Source organism: Myxosarcina sp. GI1(2024), assembly GCF_053543375.1.
On record NZ_JBKGTY010000001.1, the window covers coordinates 425,702 to 446,215 of the forward strand.

A 20,514-nucleotide genomic window follows, 5' to 3' on the forward strand; every position below is an offset into this window, starting at 1 on the left:
GTCAAAAAAAATTGATATTTAAAGTAGCGACTGATAGATATCTTCAAAAGAATCAATCATTTTACTCAACGCAAATTTGGACTCTACGAATGCTCTACCCCGTTGACCAAATTCATTAATAGCTTCACGATATTCGAGAAAAAACCTAATTGCCCGTTTGATTGCTGAAACGTCACCTGGAGGACAGAGCAGTCCAGTCTGACCCTCGATCAAACTGTCAGGCACTCCCCCAACAGAGGTACCAACTACTGGTAAACCAGTGGCTTGAGCTTCGGCGAATACCACTCCTTGAGTTTCCACCCTTCCAGAGGATGCTTTTATTCCAGTCAGGCAAAAAAGGTGTGCGGCATGCAATTCAGAGACTACCTCAATACTTGTCTTTGCACCTAATAGCCTAATCTCAGACGAATGCTGGCTCTTTACAATCTGCATATCTAACTTATCTTTTAGAGAACCGCTGCCAATAATTCTTAGTTCGATATTTGCTCCCTCATTGAGAAGTTCGCTTACTGCCTGAATTAAGAAAGTGTGTCCTTTCATTTCATCCAAGCGTCCTACTGAAACTATTCTTAATGGGTTTATTAGTAAAGTGCAGCGTTCTTTATAGATAAAGCGATCGAGATCGATTCCCATTGGCACTTGAGTAATTTGCTCATTCGTAGCTCCTAATGCTTTCAGTCGCTGTTGCATAAATACAGTGCCGACAGTATGTTTTACAGAAGTATTAAACAATTCTCGGTACATATTTTCACCACGTACGCAAGGAAGGCAGTTATTGTCATAACCATGCCACGTGACCACTGTGCGTCGAGGCAACTTATATCGTACCAACGGACCTGCTTTATTACCAAAGTGAATATGTATTATGTCATAATTCAGCTGCTCGACTAGCTTCCAAATAGAATGTGCCCAAAACATTTCACGGCGAGTCCAAGGTGGTTTAGGAAACAAATACTGACAAATCTGAGGATGAAGAACAATAACTGTTAGCAAGCGAAGTAAGTTCCCAAACTTATTTTGACCGAAGCATGAAATATTGATTCGTCGGACTCCGGTACGGTCGATGTCTGCGACTTCACTAGAAAAAATATTTTCATCTACACCACAGCTCAGCACTGTAACTTGATGATTACGAGCGGCAAGCCCTACTACATGTTCACTAATAAACGTTTCCGAACGGGCAGGAAATTTTCCAGCGATCACTACAACTTTCATGTGTTGAATTAAATATTTTTGGGCGACGTTTTTGCAGACAATTATTTGATATATTTGAGACTTCTATAAAACGGTCCGACCAGTTTGTATAATGGGTTTGCGGTAATCAATCTAATCTTCTGCTTAGTTTCTATCAAAGCATCAGCAAGTCTTATCAAACGACGACGGGCACTTTCTTCCCCACCATATTTAAGCAATAACAATGCAGTTTCCACTGCTAAATATTCTTGTGAAGCTGTAGTTTTAGCTTGTTTGTGTAAAGTCGCATTAGATAAAACTTTATCGATTTTTTTAAAATTGAACTGATTCGACATCTTGAGCCAAAGATCTAAGTCCATACAAAAATAAAGGCTTTCATCTAATTTCCCGCTTTGTTCAAATGCTTGACGGCTGAAAAAGCAAGAAGGTTGCATAATGTGCATATAACCCCAATTTTTAAGAAATCCTTCAAAAGTAAGCTCTGGAAGCATATGCGGTCTATAAACTTCCTTTCCTTTCTCGTCAACTTTATAGCCGATGCCAACTAGTGCTCCAATGTCGTCTGTTTCTCTGAAAGCTTTACCTACAGAATACAAAGCATCTGGCAGATAAATATCATCACTGTTGAGCCAGGCATAAATTTCGCCCGTTGCTTTAGTAAAGCCCTTATTAATAGCGTTTGACTGTCCGCTATCTTTTTCGCTAGCCCAATAACTAAGCCAAGGTTCGTACTTTTTGATGATTTCTACGGAGCAATCTGTGCTTTCACCATCAATAACTATGTATTCTAAATTTGGATAGCCTTGAAGTAATACCGAACGAATAGTTTTTTCGATAAACTGACCTTGATTATAGCTAGGAGTAACTATACTAATGCGAGGTAATTTGGAACCATCAGGCATTTGTTCGGGAAGTTGGGAACCCCCTTCCGTCCAAGGCCATCCTGTTTTCCTAGATGGTGGAGGTGGTAATTCGTTCAAAGTAGGGCATTTCATAGACAGTCTTTACCTTTGAAAGTTATTTAGCTTTGGTTTTTTAGTAAATTTTCGTACAGTTCAATATACTTCCGAGCTTGAAGTTTTATAGGATATTCCTCAACTGCGATCGCCCGACAATTTTGACTCATACGCTCTCTTAGTTCTCTATCTTCAAGTAACTGCACTATTCCTCCACTGAGATCGCTAGCGTCTTCTGGAGTGGCTAAATAACCTGTAATTCCATGTCGTACTAAATCTGGAACGCCACCAACTTTGAAAGATACCATCGGCGTACCGCAAGCCATACTCTCTTGTAAAATCAGAGGGAGATTATCGGCGCGAGTCGGGAAGACAAATAGGTCAGCAGCCGAAAAAGCAATAGATTTTAGGCGACCGCTACTGACATAACCAAGATTCAAGTAATGATGCACTTCCTATAGTAAAAGTTAATTGAAACAGTTCATAAACTCTAACTTTCCTTTGCATTAACAAAACTTTTTCAATCGTCATCTGCAATTATTAGCTGTTTTTTTAGCCATGCCATCGGTGCTTATACTGAGACTTGCATATTTTTAATGAGGTTAAAACAATTGTACTTCGCAAGTTATCAACATCAACGAGCAGATAGCTTCGTGCCTTAGCTACATCAAGATTACAACACTTGTTCGTACAGTTCAATGTATTAGTTTTAGGAGATATTCTTAAAGTGCGATCGCCTAAATTTCGCTGTTTTATTGTTTGTAACTAAAACTAAAACTCGATGCACTTGGGAAGCATAAGATTCGACGCTATAGTTTCGGCGAGCTATATTCCAACCGTTTTCTCCCATCTGTCTTGCCCAAGTCGGATTTTCAAGTAAGCTTTGCATACAGGCAGCCAATTCTTCATATCCCCCTCGGTAAAGTAATCCCGTCTGCTCATGGTCAACAATTTCTGAGGTTCCTGCTTGATTAAAACCAATAACCGGACGACAAGCCGCCATCGCTTCTACCGTGACTCGTCCCATCCCTTCATTTGTCGAACACATCAAAACAGCATCTGCTGCTAAATAGGCTTGGTAAGGATCTTTGATATGCCCCCAAAATTCAACCTTATCGGCGATATTAAGCTTTTGTGCTAAAGCTTTGAGAGGTTCGGGGTTTCCGTTACCCACAACTAAAAGACGAACTGCAGGATGACGTTTTGCTAACTTTGCCAAGGCTTTAATTGCGGTTTCTTGTCCCTTATTTGGATGTATCAAACTAACGATTGCAAATGTATAAGCAGAATTTGACGGATTTGCTTCTTGTGCTTGTTGATAAAGCCGATCGAACTGATTGATGGAGGCAATACCGTTATAAATAACATGCACGGTTTTAGGCGGTGGCTCGGCAAAAAAATAAGCCTGAATAGCTTTAGAAATACTAATTTGAGCATCTGCACCATGAAGAAAATAACTAAAAATCTGCTTACCCCAATCGTGATGACAATTGTAGTCGAGATCGACAAACTCGCGTAAATGCCAAATGTGAGGAAGTTGAAGCCGTTTCGCAGCCCAAGTTCCAATAGGAATTACTGCCGAGTTAGTGTAAACTAAGTCAATATCCCAGATGGCTAGTTGTTTAGTTAAGGCTGGCAAAATATGAAGATTTATTCTAAGACGCTTTGCTGCATGATATTGCCATCTTAAACGTTGGTATAAGTATTTTAGTAAGTTAGAGTCAAAGTGTTGGGCATAAACCCACCATTGGATTGGCAAAATGGCAACAGGAACTTGGCGATGGCGCAATGCCTGCGTAATATCTCCTTCTTTTGGAACAACTACATGAGGCTCAACATCATATCCTTTCAATCCATCAATCAGATTAAGCAGCGATCGGTTTGCGCCATAAAGGGCAGTGTAGTGAGTGAGAAAAGCAACTCGCATGGTTAGATTCATTACCTGTAGTTAGGAAGAAGAACATTGTTCTGATAGAACAGTTGTTACTTTGTCCCACATATCTTGATTCACTGAGTGCATTGCTTGCAGCTTTTGGTGAATTTGATTTCTGTAAAAGCTGTTCTGAGAACAGTCTAACAATATTTCCACACAATCTACAAAAGACTGTAGAGAGGTATCAGGAGCAACTAAGAATCTGTCAAACCCAAAATCTTTGAACAGCATTTCATATTTGTGCGCCCAACCTATAGCGATCGCTGGAACACATTTTGAGAATGCTGCAACTAAACTATGATAACGCGATCCTATAACAACCAAACTATCTGCAATAAATTTCTTAAGCTTGATAGGATTTGCTTCCTCCATCAAAACTACATCAGATTTAGAAAATTGTTTGTCAAGACTTTGAGCAATCTTCAAATCTTCTCCGGAAGAATCATGAACAACAATATAAACTTTGATTTGAAGGCTTAAGGCTGTTTTGATTGCGCTAATCAAATATGTTTCATACTTTTCACCCCATGAATCTTTCCCTTGATCTAGCATCCTGGCATTAGGAACAATGCACACATAAGCCGATGAATCAAAATTCAAACTAGGAGATGTGTTTAGATAAAAAAGTGTAATGTCAGGTGCTTTTAAAACTTTTTGTGGATTTTTAGAACTTTGAACAGCATGAAGATAAGACTCTTCATCTCTAGCAAAAATCAAAGTTGCATTGTCAACTATCTGACTGAAAGCTGATTTGGTCTTTACCTGATTGAAAGGACCAAAAGCTTGAGGTAATAGTATTATAGGTTTGCCTTGGGATTTGTAGTAAGCTGTTAGCTCTGCAAAATCTTGGGTAGGTTTAATTCCCCACTGATCTGTATAGGCAAATCCAGAAATATCGACAAGGGCTTGGATATTAGATAAGTTAACGCATCCATAAGCACTAACGGGTCTACCCACAAGACGGGTAAAAATCTTTCTTGCTAAAGGATGAGAAAACTGCTTTTGCTTGCGGAAGTGCTTTGAATAGCTTGGCGTGCCAACATGACCACGAACAGGAAATATTTGCTTAAGTCTTAGCTCACATCTGGATTCATAAGCACCATAGGTCGGATCTATGGCGGGTGAAAACTGTGACAATTTTTGACCAAGTTCATGCACAGTGGTTCTAAGCATTAGCTCAGCACCTTTATTTTGAAAACCTGCTCCATGAATTTCTATCAGCATAGATTCTTCCGTAAAGAGTAACTTTAGCTATTGATTCTTTGGTTGATGCAAAGAATTTTATTTAAATCTTTCTTCGCAGAATATGGAATTTTTCCATTTGGTTCTGGATAACCTACTCCAATTAGCATGACAACAAACTCATCTCTCTCAAGATGAATCAGTTGACGTATCTTTTCTTCTCTATCGGGCAAATTAGGCCAATTAATACAAACAGAGGATAATCCCAATGTTTCTAGGGTCAGTATAAAAGCCATTGATGCCAGGCTTGCATCAATAATTGGAGTATTAATATCTCTGACATCGAAATATCCTGCATATCGACCAATAACAATAATCAGGCTAGGAAGTTCATACCCTCCAACACCACCTGGTATTTGTGATATTTCGTAAACCAAATTTCGTTGATTGAAAAATAAAAACTTAAAAGATTGTCTATTGCAAGCACTAGGGGAAAGTGCTGCAATTTTCATAGCCTCTTGGATCAAACAAGGTTCAACTGGTTGATCGAGATAGTAACGAATACTTCTTCTTCGTAACGCTAGTTGATAGAGATCCCTGTAATTGATTAAAAGCTCAGGTCTGTTCTTGCTTTTGTAGGGGATCCAGTTACTATGTTTATTGCGCAAACTGAGAGTTTGAAATAGGTTGTACGCCTCAGAAATTTTTTCTGTATGATCGCAAACCTCGAAGTAAAGATTTAGAATTGCTATACCCCAGCTTTTTGTATTTTCATCAAAAGTCGCTTTTTTTTCATTTTCTCTCAAAAACACTACTGTTTCTAAAATATAATCTTCTGCAAAAACATTTTTGATGCTTGGATAAGAAAGTCCTTTCTCTAAACGATGAATATTTCTTCTAAAATTGTGCAAGTTGTTTTTTTCTTCTTGATTTAACTTGATTCCCCAGTAAAGAGCATCAAATTTATATTTCAGCCTGCTGTCAATTAAATTCAATGACCAAAAAAGCCGATCGTTATTAATTATCAAATTCAATAAGTTACCAATACTTCTAATCCATTGCCAGCCTACTTTCGGTATGATTATCAGGGTTTTTCTTGTTTGCTGGGATATGTTCCAAGTTAACTGATAAGCTCTAAATTGATTCATAAATATTTTAAAGTCTAACCGATTTCGACAGCATTATGAGTTTCACAATCTGTTAATGCTTTCCAAGTATGATCTAACAAAAACTTATTTTCGTTAGAAGGAGGAATTTTGCCAGTGTTGTAAAAGTCGCCAGATTCAACATTTAACTCAATCACATCAGTTATGTGGTCCAGGCGACCATTGGGATCATAAAGTGACAGATTTATAAGATACTGACCTTCTGGAAGAGTTAGCCTAGGAATGTAGCACATAACCTCTCCCGACTGTAAGGAATTTTTTAACATGGGTGCGCTATAATTATTACCTAGATGCAAAAGCTTCTCTCGCATAAAATTGTAAATGCCGATATAAAAATCTAGTTTAATTTCCTCTTGATATGTTTGATACGAAAGTACAATTCCAAGGGGTTGTCCCGATATGGCAGTTTCAATTGTTTTTCCTAAATTTGAACAAAAACGAATTCCTGTGTACCAGGCTGTCTTCTGATGATTAATCCCAAATCGCTTACTCAGATCGAGCTTGACACTCTTTTCCAAGGTCGAAACATAGGCTGAAATTGCTTCTGGAATAGTTCCAATATGCTGAATCTCACCTCTTTTTAGAACAATACCTTTAGTACACAATGCCTGTGCCGCAGCCATATTATGAGTTACAAATAAAACTGTTCTGCCCTCGTTTTCAGCGACATCCTCCATTTTTCCAAGACATTTCTTTTGAAATGCTACATCTCCTACAGCCAATACTTCATCTACCACTAAAATTTCTGGTTCTAAGTGCGCTGCAACCGCAAAAGCTAATCGTACATACATCCCTGAAGAATAGCGCTTTACGGGAGTGTCTAAAAATTGTTCTACCTCAGCAAAAGAAACAATTTCATCAAACTTGCGTTTAATTTCGGTTTTACCCATACCCAAAATTGCACCATTGAGAAAAATATTTTCTCTACCCGTCAATTCAGGATGAAAGCCCGTACCAACTTCTAATAAACTAGCAACTCTGCCTTTAATTTTTATTTGCCCTTTTGTCGGCTCAGTAATACGACTTAATACTTTTAGTAGCGTAGATTTGCCTGCACCATTACGCCCAATAATTCCTATCCTGTCACCCTGCTTAATTTCAAAAGAAACATCTTTTAAAGCCCAAAATTCTTCGGTATTGCGTTTGACTATAGATTTGGGATTGATGACTTTTCGAGCAATAGATTTAGCATTATTAGCAATTACATCTCGCAGTGCTGTATACTTTTCTTGCGTTTGGTGTCCAATAATATATTTTTTACCTAAATTTTCGACCTTAATGACTGTGTTTGACATAATTATCTAATTTAGTTTTTGTTCTTCTGCTTGTTGCTCTAACCACTGATAAAATTTAGTAACTGCTGATTTAATTTTGTTAAAAACTGGTTCTACATTTTCCCCCAAAGCAATTACTTCGGGTGGCTTCAAATCAATTTTGTAAATATGCCGTGTTAGATGGCGAAACTTGCGATACTCATCTAACTCCAAAAGTAAGGCACCACTCCATAGAGGAGGACGATTATCACCCCCAGGTTCAGCGACTTGTTTCAAAAGTTCTAAATGCCAATTCTTTGTTTGTGGTAAACCTCCATCCAAGTAAACAGCAACTCGCTCACTAATGCGCTCACATCCTGAATAAAAATCAGCAATGTAACTAGCCAAGGCGGGAATTAATGCTACTTCAGGAATAGTATCCTTTTGCTTTAATAAATCAGTTATGGTTTGAATTGTATCTTCTATCGAATTTAATTCATCTTCAATGCGAGTTTTTAAAGCAAGATATTTGTTGTCAGGCATAGGTATTTTTTTGAGAATGCGGTCTGCTAAATATGTGGGTGCAAACTCTAGAGGAATAAGATCTACTTTTAACCAGTGAGGGACAATATCTTCTATCTTTGAATAAGCATCCCATACAGCATCTTTCGTCATACCTTTAACGGCTATATCTATGTCTGAATGCCAATGCCAAGGACTTTCCCCTGCTAGAGAACCACATAAAATTACTTCTGTTGCCCCAAAATCATTTTTCATAACTTGCATACATTCCTCTGCCACAACTAAGGCTTGTTGTCTTCTTTGTTCGAGTTCTATTGGAGATTGTGACGATAATTCAGTAGCAAGTTTCATTTTTTGTCGATTAGGTAAAGCCTACTTTTTAAAATTTAGCTCAATACTTCGGTTAAATCACGTCAGCAAAAGTGCGTTCCATTTTGCGAAAATACCAGATACCACTAAACAAAAATGCCATTACTAGTCCGAGAGAAAGCAAAAATCCTGGCAGGTACAGGTTAGATTCGCCACCTAGAATTGCCCAACGAAAACCGTCGATAACTCCCACCATTGGATTGAGTGAATACAGCAACCGCCACTGTTGGGGAACAACGCTGCTACTAAAGCCAACAGGAGATATGTACAAACCAAACTGCACGATAAATGGAACTATATAGCGAAAATCTCGGTACTGCACATTTAAAGATGCCAACCATAAACCCACACCTATAGAAGCAGCAAAAGCAATGCTAATGAATAACGGTAAGGTAATGATTCGCCAACTGGGAACAAAGTCATACCAAGCCATCAACCCTAGCAAAATCATTCCTGAAATTAGAAAGTCTACAAAACTAACAACTACTGCACTGCTGGGAACGATTAAACGGGGAAAATAAACTTTAGAAATGAGATTAGAATTAGTAATTAAACTATTGCTGCACTCAGAAAGAGAATTAGCAAAGAATTGCCAGGGAAGCATGGCTGCAAAAACTAAAATTGGATAGGGCGCGCCTCCCTCAGTTGGCAATTTGGCTATGTTTCCAAAAACTACAGTAAAGACTACCATTGTTAGAAAGGGTCTAATTAAAGCCCAAGCCATTCCAATTACAGTTTGCTTATAACGGACTAAAATATCTCGCCAAGCCAAAAAGTAAAATAGTTCTCGATATCGCCATAGATCTCGCCAGTATTGACGTTCGCTACGACCTGCTTCAATGACTAGTTCTGGTGGACTGCTGACCATAGTTACCAATTAGGATAATGTTAAAAACTTCTATCTTCCATTCGATTATCGACGGCGGAACTGGTGCATGATATTGCCGAGCCTGCTTTCTGCTTCCCGTCTATCATCGTCACCATCAGTATTTTGCGCCGCCTGATTATAGTAGGAGTCATAGTAAGAATAGGCATAGTAGTCAAACTCTGGATCGACCATGTTGGCAACAACTCCCGCAATATTGCATTGACTGCCGCGTAAGATATCGAGAGCATTACCGATTGACTTACGATTTACTCTCTGAATACCTGTAACAAACAGGAAACTGTCGATTTGACTGGCAATGCTTTTAGCGTCGGCGATAACCCCAATCGGCGGCGTATCGAGCAGCACGTAGTCATATGCTTGTTGCCACTGAGAGATTAACTGCTTCATTTTGTCGGAGTTCAATAGAGCAATTGGGTTGGGAGAAGTTTCTCCAGAGGTAATAATTTGAAGGTTTTCGACTGCGCCTGTCTGAACGTAATTAGTCCAGTCTTCATCTTGGCTAATTGCATCGCTAAGTCCCCTTTCGTTCTCTAACTGAGCTAACTTGTGCATCTTTGGTTTACGCATGTCGGCATCGACAATCATCACCCTCAGTCCGAACTCGGCTAAGACTAAGCCTAAATTATAGGTAATTGTCGATTTACCCTCAGCCGAAGTTGATGAAGTTATAGCTAAAGTTTTAATGCGACCAGTTTCAATCATCAGGTAGCGCAGATTCATTGCCAAAGAACGTAGACCTTCGGTAAAAGAAGAGTAGTAAGAGTAAGATCTTCTGGTAGTGTGAATGTCAACGTCAACTCTAGGCTCGTCAACTTTAGGAATTATTCCCAACATAGGTAATTTGGTCAACTGTTTGACTTCTTCTACTTGTTTGATCCGCTGGTCGAGTTGTTGCAATAAGAAAGCGGTAGCAACTCCTAGAAAAGTACCTACCATCAAGGACAGTAATAATCCTCGCTTGATATCGGGAGAAACGGGTTTAGTTGGTAGAAAGGGTTCGTTGAGGATGCGCCAAGGTGCAGTTTCTCCTGCTTCGGCGATTTCTAGTTCCTGTTTTCTTTTTAGTAAATAGTTGTATGCCTGAGATTTTAGTCCTAACTGACGCTTTAGTTCAGTATAGGTTTGTTGTAGTTGAGGAATATTTTGAAAGTTATTCTCGGCTTGAGTTTCGCTTTGTCTCAGACCTGCTAACTGGCTTTTGAGGGTAGCAATTTCTGTTTCAAGCTGGAGTTTTTGATTGGCAAATGACAGTAATATCGAACCTTCCGAGTTAATATGTTCCTGATTCTCTGTAGTGTTTAAGCTAGTTGCCGCAGCATCGGTTTGTGGTGTTGAAGCCGGGTCGTTGGCAGTAGCCGAAGCCTCTGTATTAGGATTTACAGCATTGCTATTGTTGCGCTGAGCCAAAACTACACGGTCGATGACCGCTGGCGAAACCGAATTACCCAAAACTTGATGCGCTCTTTCTTTTAACAGCTTTTTAAGCTCTTGCTGTTTGTCTTTGAGATCCTCCATGACATAGTAACTGTCATGGAAGTTTGTTTTACCCAAATTGTATTGTGTTTCGATATCTTTTAGCTCATTAGCTAGGTTGGTGTACACGCCATCTTGACCGAGAACCGAGGCAGCAACCATGATGTCGGAGTCTTGACCGAGTTCTGCTAGCTGCTGGTCGAGAACATCTACCTGCTTCTGTTTTAAATCTATAGCGATTTCGGTTTCGCGGATTTGCTGTTCCAAAGACCCTTTGACTTCCGTGGCAAAAGTTGCCGAGGCTTCTGGATTATTAACTTGATTGATCTGACGAAATTGTCGTAAATTCTTAGCCGCAGCGTTTAGTTCTTTCTGGGCTTTGGGTAGTTGCGCATTGACGAATTCAATTCCCTTAGTTGCCTGCGAGCGACGTTTTTCCAAACTGTAGTCTACATAAATATTACCCAAAACCTCTAACACGGTTTTGGCTTTTTCTGGATCCGCATCAGTGTAAGAAACCACGAGTACATCTGTAGGCACCTCATTTTCTGTTGCTGCCTGATAAATCAACAATTTACTGACGACTTCTGCTATAGAAATATCTGGATAACGGCTTTTAAGTTTTTCCACAGCTCTTGCCACCATAGAATTACTACGCAGCACAAAAATTTCAGTAGATAAATCTTCAATGGTATATTGTCTACTTGCTATAGTTTCTGTAGTAGCAACGGAAGCTGCCTGCTGGTTTTGAGGATTTTCTAGTAGAATTAGGGTTTCTGAGCGATATTTGGGAGTTCTAAGCACCGTTGCTAAAAATAGTCCTGCAAAAGCAATAATACCTATGGTGAGAGCAGGTTTCCAACGACGATAGAGGATTTGTTTTAAATCTACTAAAGAAAACTCTGTTTCTGAAGGATTTATATTATTAAAATCGATAATATCTGGTCTAATTATATTACTATTGTTCATATTTAATTTGAGTGAGAAATATAGCCTCGTGGGAGCAATACTTAATAACTCTACTTAACAACTATTAAAGCCAAACGAAATATACACCAATCTCAATAATACTGTCGCTCTCTGATGTTAACCTATTGCTCTAAATCACAAGCCATCCTTAACTTTGCCTATTTATACTAATTTTTTTTGAGATTATGGGCTTGAGTGTTTTTACTGATTTATTGGCTATTTAATTAAAAATTAGTTTGTTTGGTTGTATTAACTATTAAACTTCTACATCCATTTCCAGTCTTGCCCATAGGGTACTTTTCCAAATCAAGAAAAATAGTGTTGCAGCGATTAAGGCACCGAGATTCCACTTAAGACAGCTTTTTAACAAAATGGAACGCTTTTGCGAGCGTGAAGCTTGGGATCTGTCTCGCAACTTTTGTTGATTTCTGCGTAAATTTTCGACAATATCGGCTTTGAGTTGTGTAGTGTTTATAGCATTATTAAAATTAATTTTTTCCTCAGCTTCCTGTTGCAAAATGGCACCAATTTCTTTGGCAGAACTAGCCGACTTAATACGGTCTTGAAATTTCTGCATGGCATCAATTTGTTCGACTACACGAGTGTTTACAGCTGCGTTGTGTTGATAGTAAATCCGAAAGCTATTGGTGATACTAAGGGGAATTATTAGTAGCAAAATAATGGCAATTACCAAACAGAAACGCGATAACCATCTTAGAATAGAAAATTCTATCGGGGCGCGATCGCTTCTCTCACCGTAAAAAACCAAAACTATTCCTAAAAGCGATACGGGAATTCGTTCGATAATCGCACCGATAGTCTGAAATTCCCATAAAGGATTCATTAGTTGGGGTGGAATTAAGAGAAAAATTAGGTCTACTAAAGCCATGATTATTAAACCATAGCCGACTAAACGTAGTATTCCCGAAGAGAATATTTGTCGATTGTGTGAAATATTCATCGTGCGATGTGTGACTCAGTCAATTGCAACTCGAACTCGTCCAGTATAATGGCAAAATTTTCAAAGTAGTGATTATAAACTGGGAAAGCGAGGTTGCCACCAGCGATACCAATCAACCCAGGCAGCTTCGAGAGTTTCGTATGCCATCTGAACGTTAGAGTCGTCGATCGCTATAGATAAATGTGTCCACAAGCAACGGCGATCGTGGATGCTAGCTTTACCCCAAAGCCAATGCCACCAAACTTGTGGCTTTAAATTATAATAATAGCGATTGAGCGAAAACTGTTTTGAGGTTACGTTACTAGGACTACGAGGACTGATACAGCTACTAAGAAAGGCGCGATCGCTACTGGTGAATAGGTAGTGATAGCCAATATTTTCTATTTCGGCAATTTTTTCTCCAGACGAATTTTCTCGGTCGAGATCTGTATATTCGTCGATATAGCTAGGCACATCTCCATTAGTTCCTACTAGGTAGCGTGTTTCGACTTGAAGACCGAGATTTGTTTGCTGGTATTGATAGTTTGCTACTGCAACTGATTCTGTGTTTTCTTCTGCTAAAGACACATGTCTTTTGGACTGGCGATCGATTTGTTGCCAAGACTCTAGATCGAGATGAGGGGGAAATTTAAAGGAAGAAACTTGATAATTACCCGACTTCGGTTCGATAAAACTGTAAATAGCGACCATACCGATACCGATGCCGATAGCAGCCAGCAAGTGATCTCGCCACGGAAATTTGTCAACTATATTATTCATTTGTGTTATCTGCTTGGAGTAAATGAGGATTGTTCGATCTTTGCTGCTGGATTATCCAATAACAAAAGCTAGAAAATACGATAATTCCGATAGTAGAAAAAATCTGCGATCCCTCAGAGCCATGCCAATAGTCAAACCTAGCTGGTTTGGGAAGTGTCAGAACTAAAATGCAGACCCGAATTAATCCTATAATAAATCCCAATCCTAAAGATAAAAAAGGTAAGAGAAAACGTATTGTCCGTCGCAACGGAATCAAAATTGATATCAGTAAAGCTAGCCTGAGCATTAACAAAATCATTGGGCCCCCCGTACAGGGATAACCTACCTCTGCCTCGAACTCTTCTAAACCGGGCAAAAACAAGGAAATTGTATGACTCTTATTAGTAACATTAAAACCTGCATAATAAAGACAATAAGTAGAGATTTTAGCTGTCCAAAGAGATATCTGAATCTGATATTTAAGAAAATACCGAAACAATGCTGGTGGAAAAAAGAGAAACCAGGAAAAAAAAAGTTCGCGCCAGTATTGTTGCAATCCTTTGAATCCCGAAGCAATCAAAGCCAGACTTGCGACCGTAACAAATGGAAACAAATACAATAATGGCGATTCAAACCAGTATAGTGAAATAGCTTTGGATATTACTACTCCAAGTAAAAACAAGCCTAAAAACCCAGAAATGAGATTGCTTTCATAATTGAGTCTATTGTGCCTTTGCCAGATCGACCACAAAATTGCTCCCCAAAACAAGATATCTGTAGTCAGACGGTCTAGATCTGCCGTAGCTTTCCAGATTAAATTGAGATAGAGAATACTCAAACTAATTAAGCTAAAAAAAAGCCAGAAACGTTTGTCGAAACGCCATGCTTTTATACTTACGTTCATGTTTTCTCAAATAATACTTTTTAACAGCGAATTGGCTACAACTAACTAGCTGTAGCCAAGTCCTTAGAATTTTGGCACATGACTGTGGCAGTTGTCGCGTAGATTTTACATCGTTTGGAATCTGACACGAGCGAAACAGTATTTTTACGTTTCTATCTCGGTGTTTGACTGGCAAAGAACGAGATAGAGACGTAAAGTTACTACTTTAGTCATTTTTTCAGTTGCAGTAAATTTTCTATGGAAGGTGGTTTGAGATTTGCTTTACACAAGCTACATGATTATGTAGAAAAATACGCGACTCGTTAATAATTCCTTCAATTCCTCCTTTTAATACCTACGTAATAGCTAAAAACTAACCATAGCTTTAAGGTGTTTCTAGAAAACTTCACTGCGTATTTACACAACGATTCATAGTTATTTTGATAATTAGCAATAGATAAGCAAAAGCACTGACAGAGCAAACTCTTATCCAGCTTGATTCTTTTCGGTGTTAAACACCGAAAAAACTACTTTATTACTTAATTATTAAAAAATATTATGGGTTTAACTACAGACTTCAACCAAGTATCATTAACAGGTTTAGATATTAACAATCCTACTTCCCTACAATTTGGACCGGATGGTCGTCTCTATGTCTCTCAACAAAATGGCGTTATTAAAATCGCCGAGGTACAGGCGGTCGCTGACGAACAGGGGAAAATCACTGAATACCAAGTTATCGGTGAAGTAGAAACTATCTACTCAATCAAAGATATCCCCAATCACAATGATAATGGCGACCTCAACACTAATATCAAAAACCGTCAAGTAACAGGATTGGTTATCGATGAAGATGCTCAGGGAAATGTAGTCTTATACGTCAGTTCGAGCGATCCTCGCATTGGCGGAAACCACAAGGGTGATAAAAATTTAGACACAAATTCTGGCATCATTTCACGCCTTACTTTGACCGATGCTACTGCACCTCTGGGAGACGACCGCTGGACTAAGGTTGACCTGGTTATTGGTTTACCACGTTCGGAAGAGAATCATTCCACCAACGGCATGGACATTCGGACGGAAATAGTGAATGGTCAAGAACATCAAATTATGTATGTTGCCTCTGGCGGTAATACCAACAAAGGAGCCCCTAGCAAAAATTTTGCATGGCTGCCTGAATATTATTACTCTACAGCCGTATTGCGCGTCGATTTAACTAAGTTAGAACAACTTGAAGCCACCGCAGGATTGAAAGGAGGCACTAAATATGTAGATTCTTATGTTTATGCCTTGCCAACCTTAAACGACCCCACTCGCGCTGACGATGCTCAAGGACGAGACACTGCCAATGGCACTACAGGGGAGCAAGATGCCGAAGCAGGTGATACTTTTGGTGGTAATGATGGACTCAACCAAGCTAAGTACGACCCCAACGGCATAGTACGAGTTTACTCAACAGGCTACCGCAACCATTATGATGTAGTTATTACCAAAGCTGGCAATATTTATACTTTTGACAACGGACCTAACAACGGTTGGGGAGATAGACCGCTAACAGCAGACGGAGAAGCTGTGTACGACAGCGAGCAAATTGGAACCAACAATCCTAATATTGACGTAAACACTGGCAATGATACCGATCCAGATAGTTTGCACTTAGTTACAGAAGGTTTCTACGGCGGTCATCCCCATCCTGTTTATGCTTCTGGTGCTGATGCTGGTTTATATACGTTTATTACTGATAGCGATGGTAATCGTATAGCCGCCAGACGTACTGATCCTAGCGACCCTGCTAACGATCCCACGACGACAGCAGACGACCTTCCTGTTGATTGGGACACTGTTGCTGGTGGTTTTACTCATTCGGAAGCTGACGTTTATCTCGACCCAACTATAGATGGTTCGCTGTTATCTATTAGTAGTTCTTCCAATGGATTGACTGAATATACCGCTAGTGGCATCAGTGACAATCCCAATGCTGAAGTTTTAGCAGTAGCACCATTTAATGGCAAAATCACCTTTATCGAACTTGAGTCCGATGGCTCCCAGAGTGGCACCAAGGTAACCGATTCTCAGTATGTACAAGTCGACGGCTTACCCTTAGATTTGACCGCAGTTGGCAATGATGGTGTTGATGGTAGCGGTCAATTTGCGGGAACTGTCTGGATCACTCAATTTGCTGGCAATGGTATTGCCGTACTGACACCTGGCACACCAGTCGGACCCGACCTCGACCAAGATGATGACGGTCTAGAAGACAATATCGATCCGCTTCAATTTGATTCTGCCAACGGAGTCAATACCGTTTTAAGTGCTGATGAAACGCTCTTCTGGGATTTTAATCCTTCCGACAGCGGTCAATATCCAGGCAAAGATACCTCGGCAGACGGTGCTTTTAACATCGGTCTAACTGGTTGGATGATCGATGGCGTTAGTTATCTAGACGGTCTGAGAAATCTAGATAATACGATTAGAGGTGGAGCACCAGGTGTCATTCAGGTCAAAAGCGTGGGTTCTGGAGATCTATTAGGTGCCGATAATACTCAGCAGGATGCCATTCAGACTGGTTTTATGCCCGCACCTGAAGTAAGAGAATTCACCATTAAAGTTCCTCTCTTCAATCCCTTTTCTAGTGATGCCAATGATGGGGTTAACTGGACAGATTCAGCATCAGTAGGATTTACTCTGGGCGACGGCAGTATGTCTAATTTCTTGCAAATTGCCGTTAGTGCTAAAAATTCTAGCGGTTCGTCTGTAGCTCCAGTACTACGAGTAACCTACGAAGAAAGCGACATTAAGATTACCGATCTAGAAATTGATGCCAGTGAATTATTAAATTCTGTCGATGATGACCTAGTAGAACTATTCCTCGATGTCGATCGCGCAACCTATCAAGTAACTTCAAGTTGGCGTTTTCAAACTAATAAAAATTGGTCTGAAACGCAACGAATTGGCGATAATCCAGTACAGCTAGATGTCAATGGTAGAATTGCCCAAGCCTTACAAGGGGAGCTTTATATTGATGGGGTGCAAAGTGCGCCAGTAGTTACACTGACTGCAACCTCAAACGGTTCCGATCCCTTCACCGCAGATTTCCCCGATTTAACTATCGAATCAACAGCAGTTTATCCTAGTATTTTAATTCAAGAGACAGATGGCAATACTCAAGTTACTGAAGGTGGCAGCCAAGACAGCTATTCTCTAGTACTTACTACTCAGCCAACCTCCGAGGTAACGGTTGGTTTGACTTCCGATGCCCAAATCGCTTTAAATCGCTCAGAAATCGTCTTCACCCCAACTAACTGGAACATACCTCAGTTTGTCAGCGTGAATGCAGTAGATGACGAGTTTACTGAAGGAAATCACGTAGCCACGGTCGCTCATAGTGTTACCAGTGCCGACTCCGATTACAATGGTTTGACTATTCCCGAACTTTCCGTCGAGGCGATCGATAACGACACTCTCGACGTTCTCTACCGTATCAACGTCGGTGGACAAGAAGTTGCTGCCGCCGATGGTATCGACTGGAGTGCTGACACCAAGACCAATCCCTCTGTTTACAGAGTCGGTAGCGGTGGAGCCAATATCTATGGTGTTGACAAGGCGATCGACATTAGTGACGCGAGCTTGCCTGCTAATGTATCGCCAGAAATCTTCCAAACCGAACGCTTCGATTTTGCCTCTGGTGCGAATATGCAGTGGGAGTTTGATGTTGACCCTGGCAAATATGAAGTGAGACTCTTCTTTGCCGAAACCTATCACAAAATTAATACCGTAGGAGAGCGAGTTTTTGATGTTGCGGTTGAAGATTCCGTACCTGCTGGATTCGACAATATCGATCCCTTTGCCAGTGCAGGTCAGTATTCTGGATTTATGCTATCCCATACCGCGACTGTAACTGACGGTAGTCTGAGCCTTGAATTTCTTAACGATACTGAAAATCCCGCTATTAAAGGTATTGAAATCGTCTCTGTTAACAGCGTTACTGACAATAGCGATAACCAAGATATTATAGCTCCATTTATGGGGATCGAACCAGTAGATGTAGAAAGTGCCGAACAGATTGGTGCCGCACGTATTACTATCACTCCTAACAGTGGCATTCAAAAATCTAATTATAGGACTGACTCGTTCATAGTGGAGAACACTGGTAATAAGAAAATTGCAGCAGTTTATTTCGATGTAAGCAATGCTCTCTTTCCCGATACGGTTTTCGATCCTGTTGGACATGCTGGTGATTCGGTTTCTCGCGGTCTATCTTTTAGCCAAACTGGTGGCTCTGGTGCGATTAAACCAGGATCTAAATTAACTCCTTTCTATGGTAAAGGTGGCGTTGATGGCTACGAAGGTATGCTGTTAACATTCGACCCCAACATAGATGGCGGCTACGAGACAGGAGAGGTTGTTAAATTCGGCGTTGATATGGATCCGAACTCGATCGCAGGTCTGCCTCAAAAACCCCAAGATATCGATGGCTACGATCCGCGCCTCAATTCCTGGGATATTGGTGGCGTTTCGGGAGCCGAACTAATCAATTCCGAAGTTCACGTTTTGTTTACCGATGGCACTACCGCTATGGGCGAACTAATGGGAGATGGCTCTCAAGGGGGCTCTGTAGTCTTAATTTCTCAGTCTAGTCCCAACAAAGAAGTTAGTTTAACCGTTAACGGTATCGAATCAGGTGGTTCTGGTTCTTATTCTCAGTCTGACATTTCGGTAGAAGTTTCTGGACAAGCAGGCGATACTGCCCGTGTCGTTTTGTCAAAAGGCTTTATCCAACCATTTGCTTACGTAGATCCTAACGGTGAAGCGATCGATCTAGCAGAGAAATTTGTCGGAGAAGAATTTGCTGCTAATAACGCGCTTCAATTCCAAACAGTCGATGTTGTCTTGGATGGAACGGTTCAAGACATTACCTCGATGTTCGATTTTGGCGCACCGGGCAGTAGTCTGAGTTTCTCAGGAGATGATGAACTTCCCATCGGACTAGTTGCCTCCATAATCGATTCAAATAAACTACCAATTGGTCCTGTCACTGAACCAATTTATCTCGCTCATGACGATAGTAATGTCTCGGTAACTCCAGAAATATCTATCGGTGATTTTGAAGTTGATGAAGGTTTGGGAATGGCTACCTTTACGGTCAATCTCTCTGAGGCGAGCGGTTCTGAAGTAAAAGTCGATTTTGCTACCGTAGATGACACGGCAGTTGCTGGCGAAGACTATACAGCTACTAGCGGTATTCTAACTTTTGCTGCGGGTGAGACTGCTCAGACTATTCAGGTCAATCTAACTGATGATGAACTAGATGAAGTCAATGAAACTTTTAAAGTTCAACTTGCCGACGCTACTGGTGCAACCATCACCAAAGATACTAGCATCGCTACCATTGTCGATAACGATGAAACTGTTTTTGAGTCAGAGCTTTTATATCGGATCAATGTTGGTGGAGAAGAAGTCGCCTCTGCTGATGGTTTGCTGAACTGGAGCAAAGATACTAATGACAATCCCTCTCCCTATCGAATAGGCAGTGGTGGTGGTAGAATCTACACAAGAAACGTCAACATCAAACTTAAAGATGAGAGTTTGCCTACTGGTGTTCCCGAAGCAATCTTCAAAACTGAACGCTGGGATTATTCTTTTAATGCGCCCATAAAATGGGAGTTCGATGTTGCTCCTGGCAATTATGAAGTAAGACTCTATTTGGCAGAGATTTATCACCCAATTAATACCGTAGGCGAGCGAGTCTTCGACGTAGAGGTCGAAGGCTCTGTTCCCGAAGCATTTGACGATATCGATATCTTTGCAAGTGTTGGTCAATATTCTGGCATGATGTCATTTCACACTACAACCGTAGCTGACGGTAGCCTGAGCTTGGAATTTATCCACGACATTCAAAATCCTGCTCTCAAGGGAATTGAAATCCTCTCTGTCAATGAGGTTGTTTGATAGATTAGAGCGATCTTCTCTAAGCTCGACTTTATCCATTGTGAAAGAAAAGTGAAGTCTAACAACGATACATTATT

At 40.3% G+C, this 20,514-nt stretch carries 13 protein-coding genes and 1 pseudogene; 1 reads left to right on the forward strand and 13 read right to left on the reverse strand.

Annotated elements, in window-relative coordinates; genetic code table 11:
- Positions 1-18: 18 nt before the first annotated feature.
- The 13 genes and pseudogenes from ACLFKQ_RS02165 to crtA all read right to left on the reverse strand — a co-directional run bounded on the left by ACLFKQ_RS02165 (position 19) and on the right by crtA (position 14,509).
- On the reverse strand, positions 19-1,215 hold the full coding sequence (locus ACLFKQ_RS02165) for a glycosyltransferase (RefSeq protein WP_448998273.1): 1,197 nt from the start codon (positions 1,213-1,215) through the stop codon (positions 19-21).
- Positions 1,216-1,256: 41 nt separating this feature from the next.
- Positions 1,257-2,174 (reverse strand): glycosyltransferase family 2 protein, encoded by a 918-nt coding sequence (locus tag ACLFKQ_RS02170; RefSeq protein WP_448998274.1) that lies wholly within the window; start codon positions 2,172-2,174, stop codon positions 1,257-1,259.
- Positions 2,175-2,215: 41 nt separating this feature from the next.
- A pseudogene (locus ACLFKQ_RS02175) lies at positions 2,216-2,590 on the reverse strand (glycosyltransferase); the annotation flags it as partial.
- A 269-nt stretch (positions 2,591-2,859) separates the two neighbouring features.
- Entirely contained in the window at positions 2,860-4,089 is a 1,230-nt protein-coding gene (locus ACLFKQ_RS02180) for a glycosyltransferase family 4 protein (RefSeq protein ID WP_448998275.1), read from the reverse strand.
- 9 nt (positions 4,090-4,098) lie between these two features.
- Entirely contained in the window at positions 4,099-5,307 is a 1,209-nt protein-coding gene (locus ACLFKQ_RS02185) for a polysaccharide pyruvyl transferase family protein (RefSeq protein ID WP_448998276.1), read from the reverse strand.
- Between the two features lie 23 nt (positions 5,308-5,330).
- A complete protein-coding gene (locus tag ACLFKQ_RS02190) occupies positions 5,331-6,413 on the reverse strand; it encodes a nitroreductase family protein (protein WP_448998277.1) in 1,083 nt (360 codons plus the stop codon).
- 14 nt (positions 6,414-6,427) lie between these two features.
- Positions 6,428-7,726: an ABC transporter ATP-binding protein gene (locus ACLFKQ_RS02195; protein ID WP_448998278.1), complete on the reverse strand. Its 1,299-nt coding sequence runs from the start codon at positions 7,724-7,726 to the stop codon at positions 6,428-6,430.
- Positions 7,727-7,732: 6 nt separating this feature from the next.
- Positions 7,733-8,557, reverse strand: a complete 825-nt coding sequence (locus ACLFKQ_RS02200; protein WP_448998279.1) for a nucleotidyltransferase family protein — start codon at positions 8,555-8,557, stop codon at positions 7,733-7,735.
- A 52-nt stretch (positions 8,558-8,609) separates the two neighbouring features.
- A complete protein-coding gene (locus ACLFKQ_RS02205) occupies positions 8,610-9,443 on the reverse strand; it encodes an ABC transporter permease (RefSeq protein WP_448998280.1) in 834 nt (277 codons plus the stop codon).
- A gap of 45 nt (positions 9,444-9,488) precedes the next feature.
- Entirely contained in the window at positions 9,489-11,906 is a 2,418-nt protein-coding gene (locus tag ACLFKQ_RS02210) for a GumC family protein (RefSeq protein ID WP_448998281.1), read from the reverse strand.
- Between the two features lie 256 nt (positions 11,907-12,162).
- A complete protein-coding gene (gene hpsJ-A / locus ACLFKQ_RS02215; protein ID WP_448998282.1) occupies positions 12,163-12,867 on the reverse strand; it encodes an HpsJ-like protein, cyanoexosortase A-associated in 705 nt (234 codons plus the stop codon).
- Positions 12,868-12,939: 72 nt separating this feature from the next.
- Positions 12,940-13,626: a cyanoexosortase A system-associated protein gene (locus ACLFKQ_RS02220; RefSeq protein ID WP_448998283.1), complete on the reverse strand. Its 687-nt coding sequence runs from the start codon at positions 13,624-13,626 to the stop codon at positions 12,940-12,942.
- Positions 13,619-14,509 carry a cyanoexosortase A gene (gene crtA / locus ACLFKQ_RS02225; RefSeq protein ID WP_448998284.1) on the reverse strand — a complete coding sequence of 297 codons (891 nt, stop codon included), beginning with the start codon at positions 14,507-14,509 and terminating at the stop codon, positions 13,619-13,621. Before crtA ends, ACLFKQ_RS02220 begins: the two co-directional genes overlap by 8 nt.
- Before the next feature lie 537 nt (positions 14,510-15,046).
- Here crtA and ACLFKQ_RS02230 point away from each other — a divergent pair.
- The gene (locus ACLFKQ_RS02230) at positions 15,047-20,437 is read left to right on the forward strand and encodes a malectin domain-containing carbohydrate-binding protein (protein WP_448998285.1); all 5,391 of its coding nucleotides are present in this window, start codon (positions 15,047-15,049) and stop codon (positions 20,435-20,437) included.
- The last annotated feature ends 77 nt before the right edge of the window (positions 20,438-20,514 follow it).

Excerpts from the sequence above, each read along its gene's own strand:
- crtA (WP_448998284.1), bottom strand. The coding sequence starts at position 14,509 with ATGAACGTAAGTATAAAAGCATGGCGTTTCGACAAACGTTTCTGGCTT.
- ACLFKQ_RS02185 (WP_448998276.1), bottom strand. The coding sequence starts at position 5,307 with ATGCTGATAGAAATTCATGGAGCAGGTTTTCAAAATAAAGGTGCTGAG.
- ACLFKQ_RS02195 (WP_448998278.1), bottom strand. The coding sequence starts at position 7,726 with ATGTCAAACACAGTCATTAAGGTCGAAAATTTAGGTAAAAAATATATT.
- ACLFKQ_RS02180 (WP_448998275.1), bottom strand. The coding sequence starts at position 4,089 with ATGAATCTAACCATGCGAGTTGCTTTTCTCACTCACTACACTGCCCTT.
- ACLFKQ_RS02220 (WP_448998283.1), bottom strand. The coding sequence starts at position 13,626 with ATGAATAATATAGTTGACAAATTTCCGTGGCGAGATCACTTGCTGGCT.
- ACLFKQ_RS02210 (WP_448998281.1), bottom strand. The coding sequence starts at position 11,906 with ATGAACAATAGTAATATAATTAGACCAGATATTATCGATTTTAATAAT.
- ACLFKQ_RS02200 (WP_448998279.1), bottom strand. The coding sequence starts at position 8,557 with ATGAAACTTGCTACTGAATTATCGTCACAATCTCCAATAGAACTCGAA.
- hpsJ-A (WP_448998282.1), bottom strand. The coding sequence starts at position 12,867 with ATGAATATTTCACACAATCGACAAATATTCTCTTCGGGAATACTACGT.
- ACLFKQ_RS02190 (WP_448998277.1), bottom strand. The coding sequence starts at position 6,413 with ATGAATCAATTTAGAGCTTATCAGTTAACTTGGAACATATCCCAGCAA.
- ACLFKQ_RS02165 (WP_448998273.1), bottom strand. The coding sequence starts at position 1,215 with ATGAAAGTTGTAGTGATCGCTGGAAAATTTCCTGCCCGTTCGGAAACG.
- ACLFKQ_RS02230 (WP_448998285.1), top strand. The coding sequence starts at position 15,047 with ATGGGTTTAACTACAGACTTCAACCAAGTATCATTAACAGGTTTAGAT.
- ACLFKQ_RS02205 (WP_448998280.1), bottom strand. The coding sequence starts at position 9,443 with ATGGTCAGCAGTCCACCAGAACTAGTCATTGAAGCAGGTCGTAGCGAA.